Raw genomic sequence first — 19075 nt, forward strand, 5'->3', positions numbered from 1 at the left:
TGACGACCGTCGCCAGCAGCATATTCATCGCCAAACGCTACCGCTACGCCAACTGCGCACGCTCAAAGATCTCACCCCTCGCGTAGGCCCCGCCCGCCGAACAGCGCTTTCAGGAAAGTCCCAGCATGAGTGCCCCTGCCTACATATCGTTCGAACAGTCGCTTGCCGGTTTTGACAATATTGCTGCCGCGGTTCCGCCGATCTCGAAGGAGGAACTGAACGCGCGCATAGCCAAGCTGCAGGGGCTGATGCGCGACGGAGGCGTCAAGGCGGTCTATCTCGATACATCGACGAGCCTCACCTATTTTACCGCCATGACGCTCGGGGCGAGCGAACGCATGCATGGTGCGATCATCCCTTCGCGCGGCGCTCCGATCTATATCAGCCCAGCCTTCGAGGAGCCGAAAACCCAGACGCTAATCACGATCCCCGGCGAGATCGCGGTCTGGGAGGAGCATGAGGATCCGGCCCGTTTGGTCGCTGACCTGATCTGCAGCCTTGCCGCAGACGGGAACATTCTGGCCTTCGATCCGGCGACGCCGTTCGCATTTTCCAGCCCAATCACCACGCATCTCGGCGACCGCCTGACGGTTACCGGCGCCAAGGACTTGATTGCCCAGTGCCGGCAGATCAAGTCGGCGAACGAGATCGCGATCATCCAGGCCGCGATGACCGCGAGCCTTGGTGTTCACAAGGCCGTCTGGGAAGGTCTCTACGAGGGCGTGAAGACAACGGAAGTCACCGATTTCATTGCCGCTGCGCATGCCAAGCTCGGCATGAAACACATCTTTGCCGCCGCGCAGTTCGGCGAAGCGACCGCCTATCCGCACGGCGTTCCCTACGCGCAGACGCTGAAGGGGGGCGACATGGTGCTGATCGATCTCGGCGCGCATATCCACCGCTACTGTTCTGATATCACCCGCACCTATGTCTTCGGAGAGCCGACGGAACGCCAGCGCGAGATCTGGTCGCTCGAACAGAAAGCCCATCGCGCCGCCTTTGACGCGGCAAAGATCGGGACCGCCTGCGAAGAGGTTGATTTTGCCGCCCGCAAGGTGCTGACCGATGCCGGCTACGGTCCCGACTATCAGGTTCCCGGCCTGCCGCACCGAACCGGACATGGGCTCGGCATGGACATGCACGAAGACCCCTACATCGTTCGCGGCAACAAGACACCGCTTGCTCCCGGCATGGTGTTTTCCGACGAGCCGATGCTGGCACTTTACGGCGAATGCGGCGTCCGCCTGGAAGACATCATCTACATGACCGAAGAGGGGCCCGCCTTCTTCACGCAGCCGTCGTCCTCTCTCGAGCGGCCGTTTGATTGACGAGGCGAGTCTATCCGAGGGCGTGAGCCTGGGCCGGCGTCACCTGTGTTGGCCGGCGCAGCCTTCTAGCCAGTCGTCATCCTGCGCAGAACATTTGTTTTCCAATAGAACTGGTGGACAAGAGCGCCCAGCACATGGCCGGAGATCAGCACCCATAAGGCGACTTTGAGGACATCGGCATGCAGTTCCCCTGCACTGCCGTAGCCAAGATAGTATGCAGCCATGCCAGTCAGCGGCATTGCGACGAGCAGAATGTAGAGCGCGGCATGCGCGGCTGTGGCAGCCATCCGAAAAATCGGGGGTTCCTGCGGCGGGGATGCCGGAACGCCACGGGTGAAGCGGATGATCAGGCGAAGCACGACGAGAGCCAGAATAGAAATGCCCACATAGGCGTGAATATTGGCACTTGCCACTTGGTCGGCAGAGGCCATCCCGTCTCGCTCCATACTCCGGTTCCAGTCGCTCATGCCATCGGGCAGGACGAGGTTGAAAGTGACGAGCGCAGCGGTAAGCCAGTGCAGGACGCGTTGAGATACGGAGAATGATAGAGGTCTAGACGTTGTCATTGGTGATCCTTCCATCGTGGTTGTCTCAGACGTCGCATGGGGCGATCGGATGGTGAGCGTCGACGGGGCATTGGGTTTGATCATCGAGATCGCTTGGTGCGGGGACTTCAGCTTCACACGCACCGTTTCATTCCTTCGGTTGTCAGGATGATCGACTAGAGGCCGAAGCTGACATTGAACTGAAGGCGGTCAGGGTCATTTCCCAACGCCTGCCTCCGCTGCCATGACGCGGTCTCGAAGCGTTTCGCGATTGCATCAGGTAGAGAGACCCAGCCGCCACGACGTCCCGTTCCGGACGGCCCGAACACCGTGCCGGTCGCCGTGGAAAGGTTCATCCGCGGCAGCCGTTGCGGTCACGGATAGAGTTATACGGGGTGAAAGACCGATCATTCAAAGCGTATGCGAAAGCAGAAGAAAAACAGACGCCGTGTTCAGGGGAGTCAATCCAAAAGTTCGCGTAAGACCGTCGCGAGCTCCCGAGCAGTATGTGGTTTCCGCAACCATCGTCCTGACTGAGCCAGTTCTTTACCTGCGATGGTTGGCTCGGCGTATCCGGACGTGAACAGAACCTTTATCGTCGGCTTTGCCATCCTCACTTGATCCGCAAGCTCGTTGCCTGTCATGCCGCCTGGCATGACGATGTCGGTAAAGAGGAGCGAGATGTCATCGTGCTTTTGGAGGAGTTCGAGCGCCTCAATTCCAGTTGCTGCTTCGATGATTTGGTAGCCGAGGTCTGCAAGCCGTGCGACCACCACTCGACGCACCCTCGGATCGTCTTCGACGACCAAAAGCTTTTCCCGGCCTCGGGGCAACGGAGCGGTTTCTGCCGTGTCGAAATGCGTGATCTCTTCGTCAGCTTTTGACCGGGCGGAAGGCAGAAAGAGCCTGACGCTCGTTCCCTGCCCGGGCTCGCTGTAGAGCTGAATGTTTCCACCGGATTGCTTGGCAAAACCGTAGACCATACTCAAACCCAGACCTGTCCCGGCACCAAGGCCCTTCGTTGTGAAGAACGGGTCAAAAGCCTTCTCGCGAACCTCGGCCGTCATTCCCGAACCCGTGTCCGTTACTGAGATCAAGACAAAGTCACCAGTCCTTACCGACGGATAGGTTTTCGCGTAGTCAGCATCGAGTTTGACGCTGGAGATATCGATCGTCAGCCTTCCGCCTTTTGGCATAGCGTCGCGCGCATTTATCGCCAAGTTCAGGATGGCATTCTGAAGCTGCGATCCGTCGACCGAAGCCTCGATGGCCGCGCCTGATATAACCGTGCGAAGCTCAACGGCTTCTCCAAGGGTTCTGCGCAACAGGTCCGAAAAGCCGCCGACGAGTTGCCCTATGTCCACCGTTCTCGGATTGAGGCTTTGACGCCGTCCGAATGCGAGAAGCTGGCTTGTCAGTTTGGCACCGTCATCTGCCGCGCTTTGCGCCTCACGCAGGAGCACTCGAAGCTTTGGATCCTCAAGCTTGTTATCGATCATTTCCAGATTGCCGCTGACCACGGTCAGGAGATTGTTGAAATCATGAGCCAAACCGCCGGTCAGCTGGCCAATTGCCTCCATCTTCTGCGATTGGCGCAGTTCTTCCTCGATCTTGTGTCGGCTCGTCAGGTCCCGGATGAAGCCCGTAAAGATCCGCTTGTTGTGGGTTGCTGCTTCGCCCACCGAAAGCTCCATCGGAAAGGTCGAGCCGTCCTTGCGTCGTCCGGTCACAACCCGGCCATATCCGATGATGCGCCGTTCGCCGGTCGTCAGGTAATTGGAAATATAGCTATCGTGCGCCGCTCGGTCGGGGTCGGGCATCAAAACCTTGACATTCAGTCCGCAGACTTCTGCTGCCTTGTATCCGAACAGCCGTTCCGCAGCCGCGCTGAACGACGAGATGATGCCCGCTTCATCAATGACGACCATCCCGTCAGGAACGGTATCCAGGATAGAAAGCTGGTGGGCCTCGCGCTCGGCGACGGTTTCCTGCATCACTTTCATGGCCGTGACATCGTTGTTTGTCTGGACCACGACCTGCTCGGCCGAGCCCAGCGGCGACAGAAGAACCCAGTGGGTCGCAATGAAGAGAGGACGGCCATCCTTGTGGTGATGAATGACTTCGCCGCTCCAAGACTGCGCAGCCAAGAACCGGTTTCGTTGTTCTTCAACAGATTCAGGGAACTGCGTGCCGAGAAGCTCGTGAACCTCTTGGCCAACGGCCTCGATGCGTGACCATCCGTAGAGGTTTTCGCATCCTGCAGTCCAGCTGCGGATGATACCATCCGTTCCGTGAACAATGATGTTTGCCGCATCCAGCAAGCCTGTAACAGCAGAAAGCTGTCGTTCGAGCTCATCTCGACTGCCTCTATATGACATAGCTTTCCCATGATCGCACGCTCAGTGGGACCGTCCCCCGCGGACGATCGTTAACCGGGGCTCGCGGGAACGATCATCTTCATCTCCGGCCATCTGCGCAAGCAGAACCGGACGGCAGATCGTTATCGCGTTTCGAGCCGCCACACCGTCGATTTGGATGGCACCCTTGCCGATGAGTTTTGTCATGGTGCGCGAGACTGTTTCGATTGTCAGTCCAAGGTAATCGGCTATGTCCTGCCTCCCCATGGGAAGCTCCAGCGTGGTCCGGTTGCCTGAGGAAGCCGCTTGGCGCCGGAGTGTCGCCAGCAGAAAGGAACAAAGGCGTTCCTCCGCGTTCTTGGACGACAGGAGTACCATCTGATCCTGCGCTGCCGCCATCTCGTCGGAGACCAGAGCGAAGAGCTGTGGGCGCAAGTGATCACTCTCGGTCACCGCTGCATCGAACCGGCGTCGTGACAATCGCCTCAGGGTTACAGACGTCACCGCCTCGGCACTGTAGAGATAACGCCTGCCAAGCGAGATGCCGACGATATCGTTTGGATAGAGAAAGCCGGTAATCACCCGCCGTCCGTCGGCGATGATCCGAAAAATCCTCAACGTACCTTCGAGAATTTCGAAAACATCGACCGCATCGTCGCTCTCAAAGAAAAGCGCTTTTCCCGCTGTCAAATGTTCAAACGGCTGCTTGCAGAACAGGCTGTGAAGGCTGGTTTGGTGATGGACTGCGTGAAGAGCAGTCGTCCCACTTTCATAATTCTGAGTTGTACTGAGCATAACCGTGCCTCCAATCTCGATGCGCGCAGTTGACTCGCGTGGCGTGACGGGCGGATGCTGTTTCCGTGACAATCTATGGAATTGCGTAACACATTGTAACAGGAGGGGATAATGGCGCGGCAAAATCCTGCGACAGCTCACATCCTCATCGTCGATGATGATGTGAGGATCACTCAAATGTTGAAGCGATATCTCAACGAAGAGGGCTATTTAACCAGCAAGGCCAAGGACGGTGAGGAGATGCGCCTGCAACTTGCGCACACACAGGTCGATCTCATCCTGCTGGACGTCTCTTTGCCCGGAGGGGCCGATGGTTTTGATCTTGTTCGGGAGGTGCGAGCGGCGTCCGATACCCCGATCATCATGCTGACCGGTCGAAATGACGTTGTGGACCGGATCATCGGGCTTGAGATGGGCGCCGACGACTATCTCGCGAAGCCGTTTAACCTCAGGGAGCTGCACGCCAGGCTGAAAGCCATTCTTCGCCGGCGAAACGTGCAACCTCCCGAGCAGGAAGAGACCGACAAGATCGTCCATTTCGACCGCTGGGCTCTGAACCTTACGCGACGCGAGCTGTCATCAGCGGATGGCGAAGGTATCCATCTGACAACAGGCGAATACGACCTCCTTGCTGCCTTTGTGGCCCATCCAGGACGCGTGCTGTCGCGAGATTTCTTGCTAGAGGAAACAAAAGGGCGCCATCTCGATGCCTATGATCGGGCAATCGACGCTCAAATCGTCCGGATCCGGCGCAAGGTGGAGATCGACCCCAAACAGCCGCAAATAATTCGCTCCATCCGGGGCGTCGGCTACATGTTCGCCGCACGCGTCAGCGTGGCGAAGGTTGCTTAGAGGGCGATAGGTCATACGTTAAACCGGCCCGCGGTACTTTGAAAGTCGAGGTGTCGCCCAGAAGCCAGTGGTCCGTTTTGGCGACGGGCCAGACGTGGATGCGATTGCATCCTTCCTCTGCAGCGCGGCGTTTCGCATACTCCAACAAGCGCCCTGCCACGCTGTGCTCATTGAGGAGACTTACGGACGCGAGAACAGGAACTTCCAGCTGTTTGCTCAAGCCACTTTGCGTGCTGACAAATACCAGGGAAATCCCGCGGACAACCCCTGCCGGGTCGATTACAGTAAGCCAATTTCTCCGGAGGTCTTCTGTGGAAGTCGCTGCCTGCCACTCGGCAAGATCAATGTTCGGAAAGAGATGCCGAACGATTGCGTAAGCACGAGCAACGTCCGAGGCTCGAAGCGCACTGACCGTATAGTCCGCATCCATCTCCATCCCCCCATTGCACCGTTAATCTTTGGTGGACCGGCTGAGCCTGCATTGACGGCGGTCAACGCAACGACTGCAGATGTCGAAGGGTCAGCGCGGGTGAAGAAAGACGCAATATGGACGCTGAAGCGCCTTCTTCAGCGCGTAGCGTGAGGATCGAAGGAGAGCGCAAGGATGTGCTTATCCATTCGCCCGATGAACCTGGAAGGCATGCCTGCTCGGAAATCAGGCGACGGTCTTCAACTGGACCTCTGCCAACATCTGCTGCGCCACAAACGCCTGACCCGCAATGGCTCGACGATCAACGCCCCGTTGCATTGCGCTTTATCAATGAGAGCCGCACCATTCCGGGTGAAAGAGTTACCGGAGGCGAGCCACCGAGAACGACCGTTTTGAACACGCGGCCCCAAAGCCCAGCCATGCGGTCGCAGGACTACTGAATGATTGCCATTACAGCGCCGTGTCGAGCCGCGGGCTGCAAGAGGACGTGAAACAAGGACGCCTTTATGACGGACAAGCTTCTCCTCACCTTCAATGCCGGATCTTCATCCGTGAAAATCGGCATCTTCAGGGTGGACGGTGAAAGGCCTGAGCGGATCGGCAAAGCCGTGGTCGATTTTGCAAGCGACCCCGTGTCGCTGCATCTCAAGGAAGGTCCGGCGCAGTTCGAACTGTCGCTGGAAGGCGCTTCCGGCGACGATCTTGCCGGCCTGATGGACAAGGTGTTCGGGGAACTGAGTGCCCATTTCGATCTCGACGCCGTCACCTCCGCCGGTCACCGCATCGTCCATGGCGGCGACGTCTTCGACGGTCCCGTGGAACTGACGACCGCGACTGTTGCGAAGGTTCGGTCGTTGACGGCACTTGCGCCACTCCATCAGCCCCAGGCGCTGCGGATGATCGAAGCCGTCCGGCACCTGCGCCCTGATCTGTTCCAGACCGGCTCCTTCGATACGACTTTCCATGCGACACAGTCCGACCTCGTGCGGCGTCTCGCAATTCCGCGCGCCTATCATGACGAGGGCATCAAGCGGTACGGCTTCCATGGACTGTCCTATCGCTACGTCGCCGGTGCACTGGCCGCCAAGGCGCCCGGTATTGCGGACGGCAAGGTCATCATCGCCCATCTGGGCAGCGGCGCCAGCCTCTGCGCCATCGAAAACGGTCTCAGCCGCGATTCCAGCATGGGCTTTTCGACGCTGGACGGAATCCCGATGGCAACGCGACCCGGCTGGCTTGATCCCGGTGTGCTGCTGCATTTTCTGGGGCCGATCGGCAAGTCGGTCGAAGACGTGGAGGACATGCTCTACCACAAGTCCGGCCTGCTGGGTGTTTCAGGCCTTAGCGGCGATACGCGCGAGCTCCTGGAGAACGACAGTGAAGAAGCGCGGGAGGCAATCGATCTCTTCACGCTCCGGATCGCCGGCGAGGTCGGGAGGCTTGCATCCACGCTCGGTGGGCTCGACGGCCTCGTCTTCACCGCCGGCATTGGCGAGAACCAACCGGAGATCCGCAGGCGCATTGCAGACCAGCTTTTGTGGCTGGGCGTAGAGCTGGACGGTTCGGCCAATCAAAACAACGCGCCCACGATCAGCACCGCGGCAAGCCGCGTTGCCCTTCATGTCATCGCTACGGATGAAGAACAGATGATCGCAGAGGAGTGCATGTCCGTTTTTCGCGCGAGGGAACATCCCGCCACCTGACGGCACCGCGGAGGCGTCGCTCCCAGTCACGACAGTAATTTTCGATCACTCGCCCTTTCAAAGGAGCAAGAAGATGCAGCTACGTAACAACCTGCCCGTCACGCCCGAAATCAGCACTGAGGAGCTGACGCTCATCGACCGCTATTGGCGGGCGGCAAACTATCTCTCCGTCGGGCAGATTTATCTTCTCGACAACCCACTGTTGAAGGAGCCCTTGAAGCCGGAGCATATCAAGGCACGGTTGCTCGGCCACTGGGGCACGACGCCCGGCCTCAACTTCATCTATGCGCATCTCAACCGGATGATCCGCAACCGCGATCTCAGCATGATCTATGTCTGCGGACCCGGCCATGGCGGTCCCGGCATGGTGGCGAGCACCTATCTCGAAGGCACCTATAGCGAAATCTATCCGGACATCTCCGAGGATGCCGAAGGTATGCGGAAACTGTTCCGGCAGTTTTCCTTCCCTGGCGGGATTCCGAGCCATGCGGCCCCGGAAACCCCGGGCTCGATCCATGAAGGCGGCGAACTCGGCTACGCTCTGGTGCATGCCTACGGCGCAGCCTTCGACAATCCCAACCTCATCGTCGCCTGCGTCGTCGGCGATGGCGAGGCAGAGACCGGACCGCTTTCCGCAAGCTGGCAGTCGAACAAGTTCCTGAACCCCGCCCGCGACGGTGCGGTGCTGCCGATCCTGCATCTGAACGGCTACAAGATCGCCAACCCAACGCTTCTCGGCCGCATGGCCGACGAAGACATCGAGCACCTTTTCCGCGGACACGGCTACGAACCGTTTTTCGTAGAGGGCCATGAACCGGCCGATATGCACCGGCAGATGGCTGCGGCATTCGAGACGGTTTTCGATCGCATCCGCACGATACAGGCCGAAGCCCGCGACGGTACGGTTTCGGAAGGCCTCCCACGCTGGCCGATGATCGTGTTTCGCAGCCCCAAGGGCTGGACGGGACCAAAGGAAGTCGACGGCAAGAAGGTCGAAGGTTTCTGGCGCGCGCACCAGGTGCCGGTCTCCGGCTGCCGCGAGGACGACGGGCATCGCAAGGTCCTTGAGGACTGGATGCGGAGCTACAATCCGGACGATCTGTTCGACGCCAACGGCCGGCTGAAGGAGGAATTGCGGGCGCTATCGCCCGGCGGCGAACGCCGCATGGGTGCCAACCCCCACGCCAATGGCGGCCTTTTGCGCAAGGAACTCATCGTCCCCGACATCCGCGACTATGCGGTTCCCGTAAGGACGCGGGGCGCCGACATGGTGCAGACGACGGAGATCCTCGGGAAGTATCTGCGCGACGTAATGAAGCGCAACGACGCGAATTCGAACTTCCGCATCTTTGGTCCGGACGAAACGGAATCGAACCGGCTCGGCAATGTCTTTGAGGTCACCGACCGCGTCTGGATGGAGAAGATCGAGCCCTACGACGTGCATCTGTCCCGTGACGGCCGTGTGATGGAGGTGCTTTCAGAGCATCTCTGCCAGGGCTGGCTGGAAGGTTATCTGCTGACCGGCAGGCATGGCCTCTTCTCCTGCTACGAGGCCTTCATCCACATCATCGATTCGATGTTCAACCAGCACGCCAAGTGGCTGAAAGTGTCGAGTGAACTGCCATGGCGCAAGCCCGTCTCCTCGCTCAACTACCTGCTCACCTCGCATGTCTGGCGGCAGGACCATAACGGCTTTTCCCACCAGGACCCGGGCTTCCTCGATCTCGTTGCCAACAAGAAGGCGGATATCGTGAGCATCTACCTGCCGCCGGATGCCAATACTCTGTTGTGGATCGGCGACCACTGCCTGAAGACCTGGGACCGCGTCAACGTGATCGTTGCCGGCAAGCAACCTGAACCGCAATGGCTGACCATGGACGAAGCGATCCGGCATTGCGAGGCCGGCATCGGCATCTGGGACTGGGCTGGCAACGAGGACGGTGCGGTCGAACCCGACGTGGTGATGGCCTGCGCCGGTGACGTGCCGACGCTCGAGACGCTGGCGGCGGTTTGCCTGCTGCGGGACGCGATCCCGGAACTCAGCATACGCGTCGTCAATGTCGTCGACCTGCTCGCCCTGCAATCGCAGGACCAGCATCCCCATGGTCTCTCAGACGAGATGTTCGATCGTCTGTTCACCACCGACAGGCCGGTGATCTTCGCCTATCACGGTTACCCCTACCTCATCCACCGGCTGACCTACAAACGTACCAACCACCAGAACATCCATGTTCGAGGCTTCATCGAAGAAGGCACGACGACAACTCCGTTCGACATGACGGTGCTGAACGAACTCGATCGCTTCCATCTCGCGATCGAGGCGATCGAACGCCTACCCGGTTTGAAGGACAAGGCAGGCAGCGTGATCGCGATGCTTGAGGACAAGCTGGCGGAACACACACGCTATGTCCGCGAACATGGCGAGGACATGCCGGAAATTCGCGACTGGAAATGGAAAACCTCCAAGACGGTTGGATAAAAGGCCGGACATCAAACGAAGCAGCCCGACCTATCACGCTCGGGCTGCTTTGAGCGGAAGCACCAAGTCCGCTTGACCACGATCAATGCCCTTTCCTGCGAGTGGAGGAATATCCGGTCTCACACTTAAAACTCGGGGACACGATGACGACATTCTCATTTGAGCAGCGGGAGCAGCGCGAGACGAAGTTCAAGGCGATCCTCCTCCAACGACAGCAGTATCTGCAAACACGCCTCGAAAAAATCGAGCATGACTTTGAACAACCTCGTAATCGCGACGACGACGATCGTGCGGTCGAACGCAACAACGACGAGGTTCTGGATGAGCTCGGCGAGGCGGGGCAAACGGAGCTGCTGGCGATCGAGGCCGCCCTTCACCGGGTAAAGGAAGGCACTTTCGGTATCTGCGCCAAATGCGGCAATGGAATCAGCGACCAACGTCTCGACATCGTCCCGCACACGCCGTTCTGCCAATCCTGCGCACACGCGCTTCAGCATCTCTAGACCGCCCTATGGCGGCGTTACGGGCGAAGGCGTGAATTCCGGCAGTGGCTGCGTCTCGGGCGCCTTGCGTTGCGAAAGATCAAAGGTCTCCAGCATCGCATCTGTCAAAGTGAACAAAAGCTGCGAGAGGATTGTTTGATGTTGGTCAGGGACTTCATGACACAGAGGCCGATCTGCGTGTCGGCGAGCACGAGTATCAAACATGCGATCCAGCTGATGCTCGATCACAAGGTCAGCGGTCTGCCGGTGATCAGCGACGATGGTCAAGTCGTCGGGATGCTGACGGAAGGCGATCTCTTGAGTCGGAGCGCCTTCAATCTAGGCCCGCAGTCTCCACCGAAAGATCCTGACGATAGTTTCTTCGAAAGTTACGTGCGAGCGCACGGCACCACCGTGGCAGATTCCATGACAAAGGACGTTATCTCCGTCTCGCCACAACAATCGCTTGCGGATGTTGCAGCGCTTGTCAGGACGCATGGTATCAAACGGTTGCCCGTTCTTCAGTCGGAAAGGCTCGTGGGGATCATCAGTCGGAGCGATATCATACGGGCCGTGACTGCAAACCGCGATGCGGTGGCAAAAGGAGATCTCGCGTTGCGGCTTGCAGTTTTGACGCGGCTGCGCTCGGAGCTCGGCCTCGAGCCAGAGAGACTTACAGTTGAGGTCAGGAATTCGATCGTCGAAATCTTCGGCCCTGTCCCCTCGCCTGCGCAAAGGCGTGCCATGCAAGTCGTGGCAGAAAGCGTTGCTGGTGTAGCCGGCCTGATTTTCGAAACCAACTGCGTTGAGACACTGGACCACTGACGCGACGTTCGCCCTGTCTGACGCCTTTCGGTTGTCCACATAGGCGGGCGCAGGCGGCGACAGCCCCTCAAAACAAAGACGATCATGCGCGAGCGATTTCGTACGGTCCGTCCTGCGCAGGCACTGTTCGGCTTAAAATCCTGGAGGTGAGACTGGCATTTCCGGTAGTCCGACAACCAGAATCTGATCGATCACCTTGGTGACACCCAGAGTGTTCTCAGCCGCGACCCGCGCAGCCGTCTTTTCGCGTGCATCCAGTACCCTGCCTTCCAGTGTGACCACAGTCGCGTCGACGGCCACCGTGATGGTGTCACCCCACCGTTGCCGGTCATATTCAGCCTCAAGTCCGGCTTTGATATCCGCATCGATCCGATCGACGGCGGACGCTGACATCTGTCGGATCAGGGTGCGCATGATGTCGGCTCGCGTGACGATGCCGACAAGCTTTTCATTTTCGACAACCGGCAGGCGTTTGATGCCGCGATCGCCCATCAGGTTCGCGGCATCTTCGACGGTTATCCATGGCTCGACCGTGATCGCCGGCGAGGACATGACTTCGCTCACCTCTTTCCCGAAAGCTTTCGCGTAATCCTCCGCCAACGCACCGCGTGACGAAAACAGCCTACGCCACATCCCGGGCGAAGCCTGCGACCGAAGCTCCCCGCGTCGCAGGAAATCGCTTTCACTGATCACGCCCAGCACCTGCTCGTCATTATCGATTACCGGCAGACCGCTGAAGCCGCAATCCAACATGGTGTTGGCCGCCTCCCAGATCTTGGCGTCTGGGTGAACAGAAATCGGATCTGCCGTCATGATTGATCGCACGGTCTGCATGGTCTTTTCTCCCTCGTTGTCGGGAGGTTAAACCCGCGGCTCGGGCCGTCCTTGATCTTCATCAACGATCACCGCTTCGAGCGCCCCAGTCCGGGCAACGCGTGTGCGAAGAGGCCGGTCTGAAGATAATGGACCTGTTCGGTCTCCCGAAAGCGCTTTCGTACCCATCGATTGACAAAGATCATCGCCATCTCTTCCGAGGCTTCTAGGCTTGCTTCATCCAAAACCTCTGAAATGGATGGAGCCAACCATGTCGTTCAAAACTATTCTTGCTGTCGTCGGTGAACACGGCGCCAACGCCGATATTGCCAAGGCCATCGAACTGACAATTGAGTCAGACGCGCATCTTTCGATCATGGTCATCGGCACGGCGTTGCAGCCGATCACGTCCGACTATCCCGTGGGGACCGCCTGGCTTGAGCAACGGCAGGAAGAGATAAAGGCGCTGGTCAACGTCAAGACGGCCGCCGAGGCGCTGTGCAGCCAGAGCGCCATTTCCTTTGATATCGATCACTTTTACGACGACAATTTCATCCTTCAGAGCAATATCGGCGTGCGCGCCATGTATGCCGACCTCGTCATTCTCGGCAACAGCGTCCGGCGCGAAAGAGGGTTGCGACGTCTTGTGGTCTCGGCTGCAGCCTTTGACGCCCGCACGCCGATCCTGCTGATCCCTTCCAAGGGCAACATCACTTTTCCGCCCAAAAATGTTCTTCTCGCCTGGAATTCCAGAGCGGAATCCGCAACAGCCGCCAAGGATGCATTGGATATTCTGAAACGAGCCGATGCCGTGCATGTCGTTCTCGTCGATCCGGATGGTGCCTACTTCAAAAACGGGGGCGAGCCTGGCGCAGACGTTGCCGCATTTCTCTCGCGACATGGCATCAAGGTTGTCGTCGAACAGCTGGCGAGCGGCGGCCGAGCAACCGAGGACATTCTCACGCAGCATGCATTGGAAACCGGCTGCGACATGATCGTCATGGGAGCCTACGGCCATTCGCGGCTGCATGAACGTATCTTCGGCGGTGTGACGGCAACCTTGCTGGAATCTTCGGATTTTCCGATATTCATGGCCCGATGAGCGGCTGTCACGCACAGTCTCCGAACCTTAGGCGCATCGGCTGCGGTCGGGCCTCTCGTTCCGTCCGGCGCGTTGACGGCCTCATGGCCGTCGCGCGCCCGATGGTTCTCGTGGTTCAGGGCTTGGTCCGTCCAGCACGTTCCCGCGTCGCTGACCCGGTCGATCCTATACAGATCGTCTCGGCGGCAACCGGGGTGGGAATACCGCAATCTAAGATTGCAATCCTGATCATGCGATCGGTCCCTGGTAGCGGATCCCGGTGACGGTCCCCTGCCTTAACAACAGGCGCTTGAAGACGAGGATGACTATGCCCCTGGAACACTGGCTCCGGCCGTTACGGCCCCTTCTCGTCGCGGCCCCGATCATCGGGCTGACAATTGGATTGATCGCCTGGCACGGCGGATTTCAGGATCTCTATGTCACATCGCTGGCGCTTGCGACCGGCCTCGTCATGGTCGCCCTCGTTGCCCAGATCATCGCGCGGATTGGCGCCGGTGAAATCGGTCTGGATGTCATCGCGCTTCTCTCCATGGGCGGAGCCCTTCTTTTTGGCGAATACCTTGCGGCGACGATCGTGGCCTTGATGTATTCCGGCGGTCAATATCTCGAGAATGTCGCCGAGGGCAGAGCCCGACGGGAGATGACCGCGCTTCTTTCGCGTGCACCTCATGTGGCAACGAGGCGCCGTGAAAGCCAGATGGAGGAAGTGTCAGTCGATTCCATAGCAGTTGGCGACTGCCTTGTTGTTCGGCGTGGCGATCTGGTGCCGGTCGACGGTACCGTGAACGACGGGGAGGCTGTTCTTGACGAGTCCGCACTGACAGGCGAACCGCTGCCTGCCAAGAAACGCCCGGGCGATGTCGTCATGAGCGGGGCCGCCAATGTCGGTGACCTCTTTAATATGACCGCCACAAAAGCAGCCTCCGACAGTACCTATGCGGGCATCTTGAAGCTTGTTGAGGCGGCCCAGCAGAGCAAGGCGCCGATGGCCCGCATGGCAGACCGGTATGCGTTGGTCTTCCTGACCGTCACAATCGCAATCGCTTTGCTGGCTTGGTGGATTTCCGGGGATCCCGTCAGGTCCGTCGCTGTCCTCGTGGTCGCAACACCCTGCCCACTCATCCTCGCCGTACCGATCGCTTGGGCTGCTGGTGTCTCAAGGGCGGCAAGCTCCGGTCTTCTGATCAAGGGGGCAAAAATCCTTGAAGAGCTAAGCATGATCCGGACGCTGGTGCTCGACAAGACAGGGACGCTGACCGATGGCAGACCGACCCTGCGAGAAATTTCTACATCTTGGCCAGAGGACGAGTTTCTGCGCCTCGTCGCCTCGCTCGATCAGGCATCGAGTCACGTGGCCGCCAAGGCGCTGGTTGATGCAGCGCATGCCCGGAACTTGAGCCTTGTTTCGCCGGAACAGGTGAGCGAGGAACCCGGCGAAGGAATTGCCGGGACGGTTGGCGACAGAAAGGTTGCCATCGGTGGCATCAACTTCATCGCCTCGGCCTACGGCGTTGAAATCAACGACGCACACACACCAGGAACCATCGCCGCAGCGGTCGCGATCGACGGGAAATTTGCCGGCATCTTGTTGTTTTCGGATCAACTCAGGGCGGGAGCTGCTTCGGCGTTGAACGGTTTCAAGGCAATTGGGGTAACGCGGATCATTCTGGCCACGGGCGACCGCGCGATTGTCGCACGCCAAATCACCGCCGGCCTGCCTTTCGATGAGGTCAGAGCCGACCTCTCGCCAGGCCAAAAGATCGACATCGTCAAGGATGAAAAGACACGCGCGCCGGTGATGATGATCGGCGATGGCGTGAATGACGCGCCTGCCCTTGCTGCAGCGAATATCGGACTTGCCATGGGTGCGCATGGCTCAGCTGCCGCCATCGAGTCGGCCGATGCGGTTCTGTTGGTCGAGAGGCTCGACAGGATTGTGGAGGGCATCGCGATTGCGCACGCCTGTCGACGGATCGCGCTACAGAGTGTTTTTGCGGGCATCGGTCTATCGGTGGGCGCGATGATCCTCGCCGCAGCGGGGTATTTGACGCCGGTGCAAGGTGCACTGTTTCAGGAAATAATCGATATCGCCGTCATCCTCAACGCCCTGCGTGCCCTAAGAATCCGACCTTCCGCCTCGCGTATGTCATAACGCGATTGGCGTCGCGCCTGTCTATTCTACCGCCACTGCTTTGTTTGGCTTGGATCGACGACCCGATCTACAGAGGCGGCAGTTCTCAGCTGCTCTCGCCTTCGATCAGATCCATGGGCCATACCAAACGTTTGACGGCATCAGGGTAGTGCAGCTTGTATTCCGGCATGACAGACAACAGACCCTCGGCAAGGCTTATGCCGAGATCGCGAAGAGAAAGACTGAAGCAGGTTAGGCTTGGTTTGAGAAACTGGGCCTGCGGGCTCTGCCGCCCGATGATGGCGATGTCCTTGCCGGGCATCAGCCCGACCTCTTCCAGCCCACGGTAGAGCCCGGTCACCAACGTCTCGTTGACAAGGACAACAGCCGTCGGACGGGTTTCGCAGTCCATGATCTGACGAGCCACGCCATAGCCACCCGTTTCGCTTGGCGTGGCACGAAAAATGTGCTCCGGCGAAAGCGACAGATTGTGCCGGGCAAGAACCTCCTGGGATCGGTGAACGAACAGATGGCCGAGGTTCAGATCACCATTCGGCCAGATCAGGCCGATGTGCCGGTGACCGCTTTTCACAAGCCGCTCGATGGCGACCTCTGCCATGCCCTCGAAATCCAGATCGATCCAAGGCTGGCCGACATCGGTCTGGCTTCGCCCCAAGGTGATGAAGGGAATATTGTGGCGAGCGAGCAGTTCGAAACGCGCATCGTGGAGACGGGTGGCAGAGAGAATGACAGCATCCGCGAAGCCACGCGCGACGACGCGCTGAAGATAGGCGTCCGGGTCTTGGTCGGATGAACACAGCAGTGCGACGAGATCGAGCTTGTGACGGGCAAGGACGGTTTGCACGCCGTCAAAGACACTCATAAAGAACGTGTCGCCCTGGCCTGTAATTTCGGGTCCCGTCTGCATCATGAAGCCGATGACGCCTGTCGAACCCTTGCGCAGAGAACGCCCCGACTGGTTGGCGACATAGCCCAGTCTGGTGGCCGCTTCGAGAACCCGGCGCCGCGTCTCCTCATTCACGTCCGCCTTTCCGTTCAAGGCGCGGGACACAGTTCCTATTGATATATCTAGATAATTTGCCAGCTGGCGAATGCCCTTCATGAACTGCCTTTCCGCGGACCCGAATGCGTCGCCCAAAACAATATTGACAAATTCTGGCTCCTGTCCATACTACCGTAAACGTTTACGGAAAATCGGAAGAGGAGTTTCGATTTCCGTAAGGAGGAGGATACCAGTGACATACAATGCTGTTTTGTGTGGATGCGGAGCTATGGCCAAAGGCTGGCTCCGGGCGGTGCGGGACACGCCCCACATCAAAGATGCCATAGAAATCGTTGGCCTCGTTGATCTCGACCGAGCGACAGCTGAGGCGCTTGCAACCGAATTCAATCTTCAACAAGCGGTTATCGGGACGGATCTGGAAGTTGTTCTCGCGGAGACCAAGCCAGACATCCTGTTGGATGTCGTCATCCCCAACGCTCGCCATTCGGTGGTAAGGGCCGGTCTGGCCCATGGCTGCCACGTCTTAAGCGAAAAGCCGATGGCAACCTCCATGGAGGAAGCGCAGGATCTGCGCCGTGCCGCCAGCGCAGCGGGTCGTATTCATGCCGTCGTTCAGAACCGACGTTTCATTGCAGGCGTCCGCCGCATGCGTCGTCTGGTCGAAAGCGGCGCGATCGGCGAGGTCACGGGCATTCATTCCGATTTCTTCCTCGGCCCACATTTCGGTGGCTTTCGAGAAGAGATGGAGAATGTCCTGCTCCTCGACATGGCGATCCATACGTTTGATGCAGCGCGTTTCGTGTCCGGCAAGGCGCCCCTCTCGGTCTATTGTGTTGAAACCAATCCGGCCGGCTCATGGTACGCCCATGGCGCTGCGGCCAATGCGATTTTCCGTTTCTCGGACGATGTAGTCTTTACCTATCGAGGTTCCTGGTGTGCCGAAGGCGAGCGCACCAGCTGGGAAAGCGCGTGGCGCATTGTCGGCTCGAAAGGCATGCTGACCTGGGATGGCGAAGACACGTTTAGGGCTGCCGTTGCCGGGAACGATCCCGGCCTCCTCCCGGGCTTTACGTCAATTGACGTGCCTGCCCCTGCCAGAGACGAGGAAACCCACGGCCACGCCAGCGTGATCGCCGATTTCCTCGATGCCATCAGCACCGGGCGCGAACCCGAAACAGTCAACCACGACAATATCAAAAGCCTGGCCATGGTGCTTGGCGCCATCGAAAGCGCCAAGTCGGGCCAATCCGTCGACATTTCAGCATAGGGACCGTGACATTGATCAACCAGCAGCAAAAATCCATTCGCATCGGCACCATGGTCAGCGCCTCGAAGGGGCAGGCTGCAGAACGCATTGCGCAGATCGCCGACATTGGGTTTGAAAGTTTCGAGCCCTTTTTCTGGCAGACGACCAATGGTCAGGACATTGCCGAGCTCGGCAAGCGCTGCCGCGAGGCGATTGGAGATCGCGACATTACGATGTCGACACTTGGCATGTTCGGTAACCCGCTCGAAGAGACCGACATGGACCTTCAGACGTTGCAGGGTTGGAAGGATTGCATCGACAACGCCCACCATTTTGGAGCGACGTGCGTTGCCGGCTTTACTGGCCGCATCCGCAACAAGCCCCTGCCCGACAGCCTTCCACGTTACAAGCAGATTTGGAGTGAGCTGGCCAAGCGGGCGGCGGACAAGGGTGTGAAAATCGCTTTTGAGAACTGCGCCATGGACGGCAACTGGGCGACGGGCGACTGGAATATCGCTCACAATCCGGATGCCTGGGAGCTGATGTTCAACGAGACCCCCGATGACAATATCGGGCTTGAGTGGGAACCCTGCCATCAGATGGTCTACCTCATCGACCCACTGCCGCAGATCCGCAAATGGGCTTCGAAGATCTTTCACGTCCACGGCAAGGATGCGACCATTCGGTGGGACGTCATTCGCGAACATGGCATTTTCGGCAAACATCCGTTCGTATTGATGCGCACACCCGGTTTCGGCGACAGCAACTGGACGGACATCATCTCCGAGCTACGACTGGCGGGCTGGTCCGGCTCCATCGACATCGAAGGCTGGCACGACCCGGTCTATCGGGATGGACTGGAGATGACCGGACAGGTTCACGGTCTCAATCACCTGAAACAGGCGCGCGGCGGCGATTTCGTCGTCGACCCGGTTTAGATCGTTCAATGTTGGCGCGGCAAGG

General features: G+C 58.9%; 15 protein-coding genes. 10 read left to right on the forward strand and 5 right to left on the reverse strand.

What is annotated here, in order from left to right; genetic code table 11:
- Positions 1–125 precede the first annotated feature (125 nt).
- Positions 126–1328: a M24 family metallopeptidase gene (locus ACQY1L_RS19815; protein WP_430245767.1), complete on the forward strand. Its 1203-nt coding sequence runs from the start codon at positions 126–128 to the stop codon at positions 1326–1328.
- A 65-nt stretch (positions 1329–1393) separates the two neighbouring features.
- Here ACQY1L_RS19815 and ACQY1L_RS19820 read toward each other — a convergent pair whose 3' ends face one another.
- From ACQY1L_RS19820 to ACQY1L_RS19830, 3 genes are all read right to left on the reverse strand, one after another.
- Positions 1394–1894: a cytochrome b gene (locus ACQY1L_RS19820; protein ID WP_062578392.1), complete on the reverse strand. Its 501-nt coding sequence runs from the start codon at positions 1892–1894 to the stop codon at positions 1394–1396.
- A 440-nt stretch (positions 1895–2334) separates the two neighbouring features.
- Positions 2335–4251: a PAS domain S-box protein gene (locus tag ACQY1L_RS19825; RefSeq protein ID WP_430245769.1), complete on the reverse strand. Its 1917-nt coding sequence runs from the start codon at positions 4249–4251 to the stop codon at positions 2335–2337.
- Positions 4252–4272: 21 nt separating this feature from the next.
- Positions 4273–5097, reverse strand: a complete 825-nt coding sequence (locus tag ACQY1L_RS19830; RefSeq protein ID WP_430245771.1) for a Crp/Fnr family transcriptional regulator — start codon at positions 5095–5097, stop codon at positions 4273–4275.
- 39 nt (positions 5098–5136) lie between these two features.
- Here ACQY1L_RS19830 and ACQY1L_RS19835 point away from each other — a divergent pair, with 39 nt between their 5' ends.
- From ACQY1L_RS19835 to ACQY1L_RS19855, 5 genes are all read left to right on the forward strand, one after another.
- On the forward strand, positions 5137–5877 hold the full coding sequence (locus tag ACQY1L_RS19835) for a response regulator (RefSeq protein WP_430245773.1): 741 nt from the start codon (positions 5137–5139) through the stop codon (positions 5875–5877).
- Between the two features lie 936 nt (positions 5878–6813).
- On the forward strand, positions 6814–8010 hold the full coding sequence (locus tag ACQY1L_RS19840) for an acetate/propionate family kinase (RefSeq protein WP_430245775.1): 1197 nt from the start codon (positions 6814–6816) through the stop codon (positions 8008–8010).
- Between the two features lie 73 nt (positions 8011–8083).
- Positions 8084–10489, forward strand: a complete 2406-nt coding sequence (locus ACQY1L_RS19845) for a phosphoketolase family protein (protein ID WP_430245777.1) — start codon at positions 8084–8086, stop codon at positions 10487–10489.
- Between the two features lie 143 nt (positions 10490–10632).
- Positions 10633–10992: a TraR/DksA family transcriptional regulator gene (locus ACQY1L_RS19850; RefSeq protein ID WP_430262117.1), complete on the forward strand. Its 360-nt coding sequence runs from the start codon at positions 10633–10635 to the stop codon at positions 10990–10992.
- Positions 10993–11130: 138 nt separating this feature from the next.
- Positions 11131–11796: a CBS domain-containing protein gene (locus ACQY1L_RS19855; RefSeq protein WP_430245781.1), complete on the forward strand. Its 666-nt coding sequence runs from the start codon at positions 11131–11133 to the stop codon at positions 11794–11796.
- A gap of 132 nt (positions 11797–11928) precedes the next feature.
- Here ACQY1L_RS19855 and ACQY1L_RS19860 read toward each other — a convergent pair whose 3' ends face one another.
- A complete protein-coding gene (locus ACQY1L_RS19860) occupies positions 11929–12630 on the reverse strand; it encodes a CBS domain-containing protein (RefSeq protein ID WP_430245783.1) in 702 nt (233 codons plus the stop codon).
- Between the two features lie 250 nt (positions 12631–12880).
- Here ACQY1L_RS19860 and ACQY1L_RS19865 point away from each other — a divergent pair, with 250 nt between their 5' ends.
- Together ACQY1L_RS19865 and ACQY1L_RS19870 are read left to right on the forward strand one after the other, a co-directional pair.
- Positions 12881–13711 (forward strand): universal stress protein, encoded by an 831-nt coding sequence (locus ACQY1L_RS19865; protein WP_092662899.1) that lies wholly within the window; start codon positions 12881–12883, stop codon positions 13709–13711.
- Between the two features lie 301 nt (positions 13712–14012).
- A complete protein-coding gene (locus ACQY1L_RS19870) occupies positions 14013–15863 on the forward strand; it encodes a heavy metal translocating P-type ATPase (RefSeq protein WP_430245785.1) in 1851 nt (616 codons plus the stop codon).
- Positions 15864–15948: 85 nt separating this feature from the next.
- Here the strand turns inward: ACQY1L_RS19870 and ACQY1L_RS19875 are convergent, their stop codons facing one another.
- Positions 15949–16965 (reverse strand): LacI family DNA-binding transcriptional regulator, encoded by a 1017-nt coding sequence (locus ACQY1L_RS19875; protein ID WP_062577848.1) that lies wholly within the window; start codon positions 16963–16965, stop codon positions 15949–15951.
- A gap of 133 nt (positions 16966–17098) precedes the next feature.
- On the opposite strand from ACQY1L_RS19875, the gene ACQY1L_RS19880 reads away from it, so the two are divergent.
- Positions 17099–18133, forward strand: a complete 1035-nt coding sequence (locus ACQY1L_RS19880; RefSeq protein ID WP_430245985.1) for a Gfo/Idh/MocA family protein — start codon at positions 17099–17101, stop codon at positions 18131–18133.
- Between the two features lie 50 nt (positions 18134–18183).
- A complete protein-coding gene (locus ACQY1L_RS19885) occupies positions 18184–19050 on the forward strand; it encodes a sugar phosphate isomerase/epimerase family protein (RefSeq protein WP_430245987.1) in 867 nt (288 codons plus the stop codon).
- Positions 19051–19075 lie beyond the last annotated feature (25 nt).

Source organism: Neorhizobium sp. DAR64862/K0K3, from assembly GCF_050500185.1.
Classification (GTDB): Bacteria; Pseudomonadota; Alphaproteobacteria; order Rhizobiales; family Rhizobiaceae; genus Neorhizobium; species Neorhizobium soli.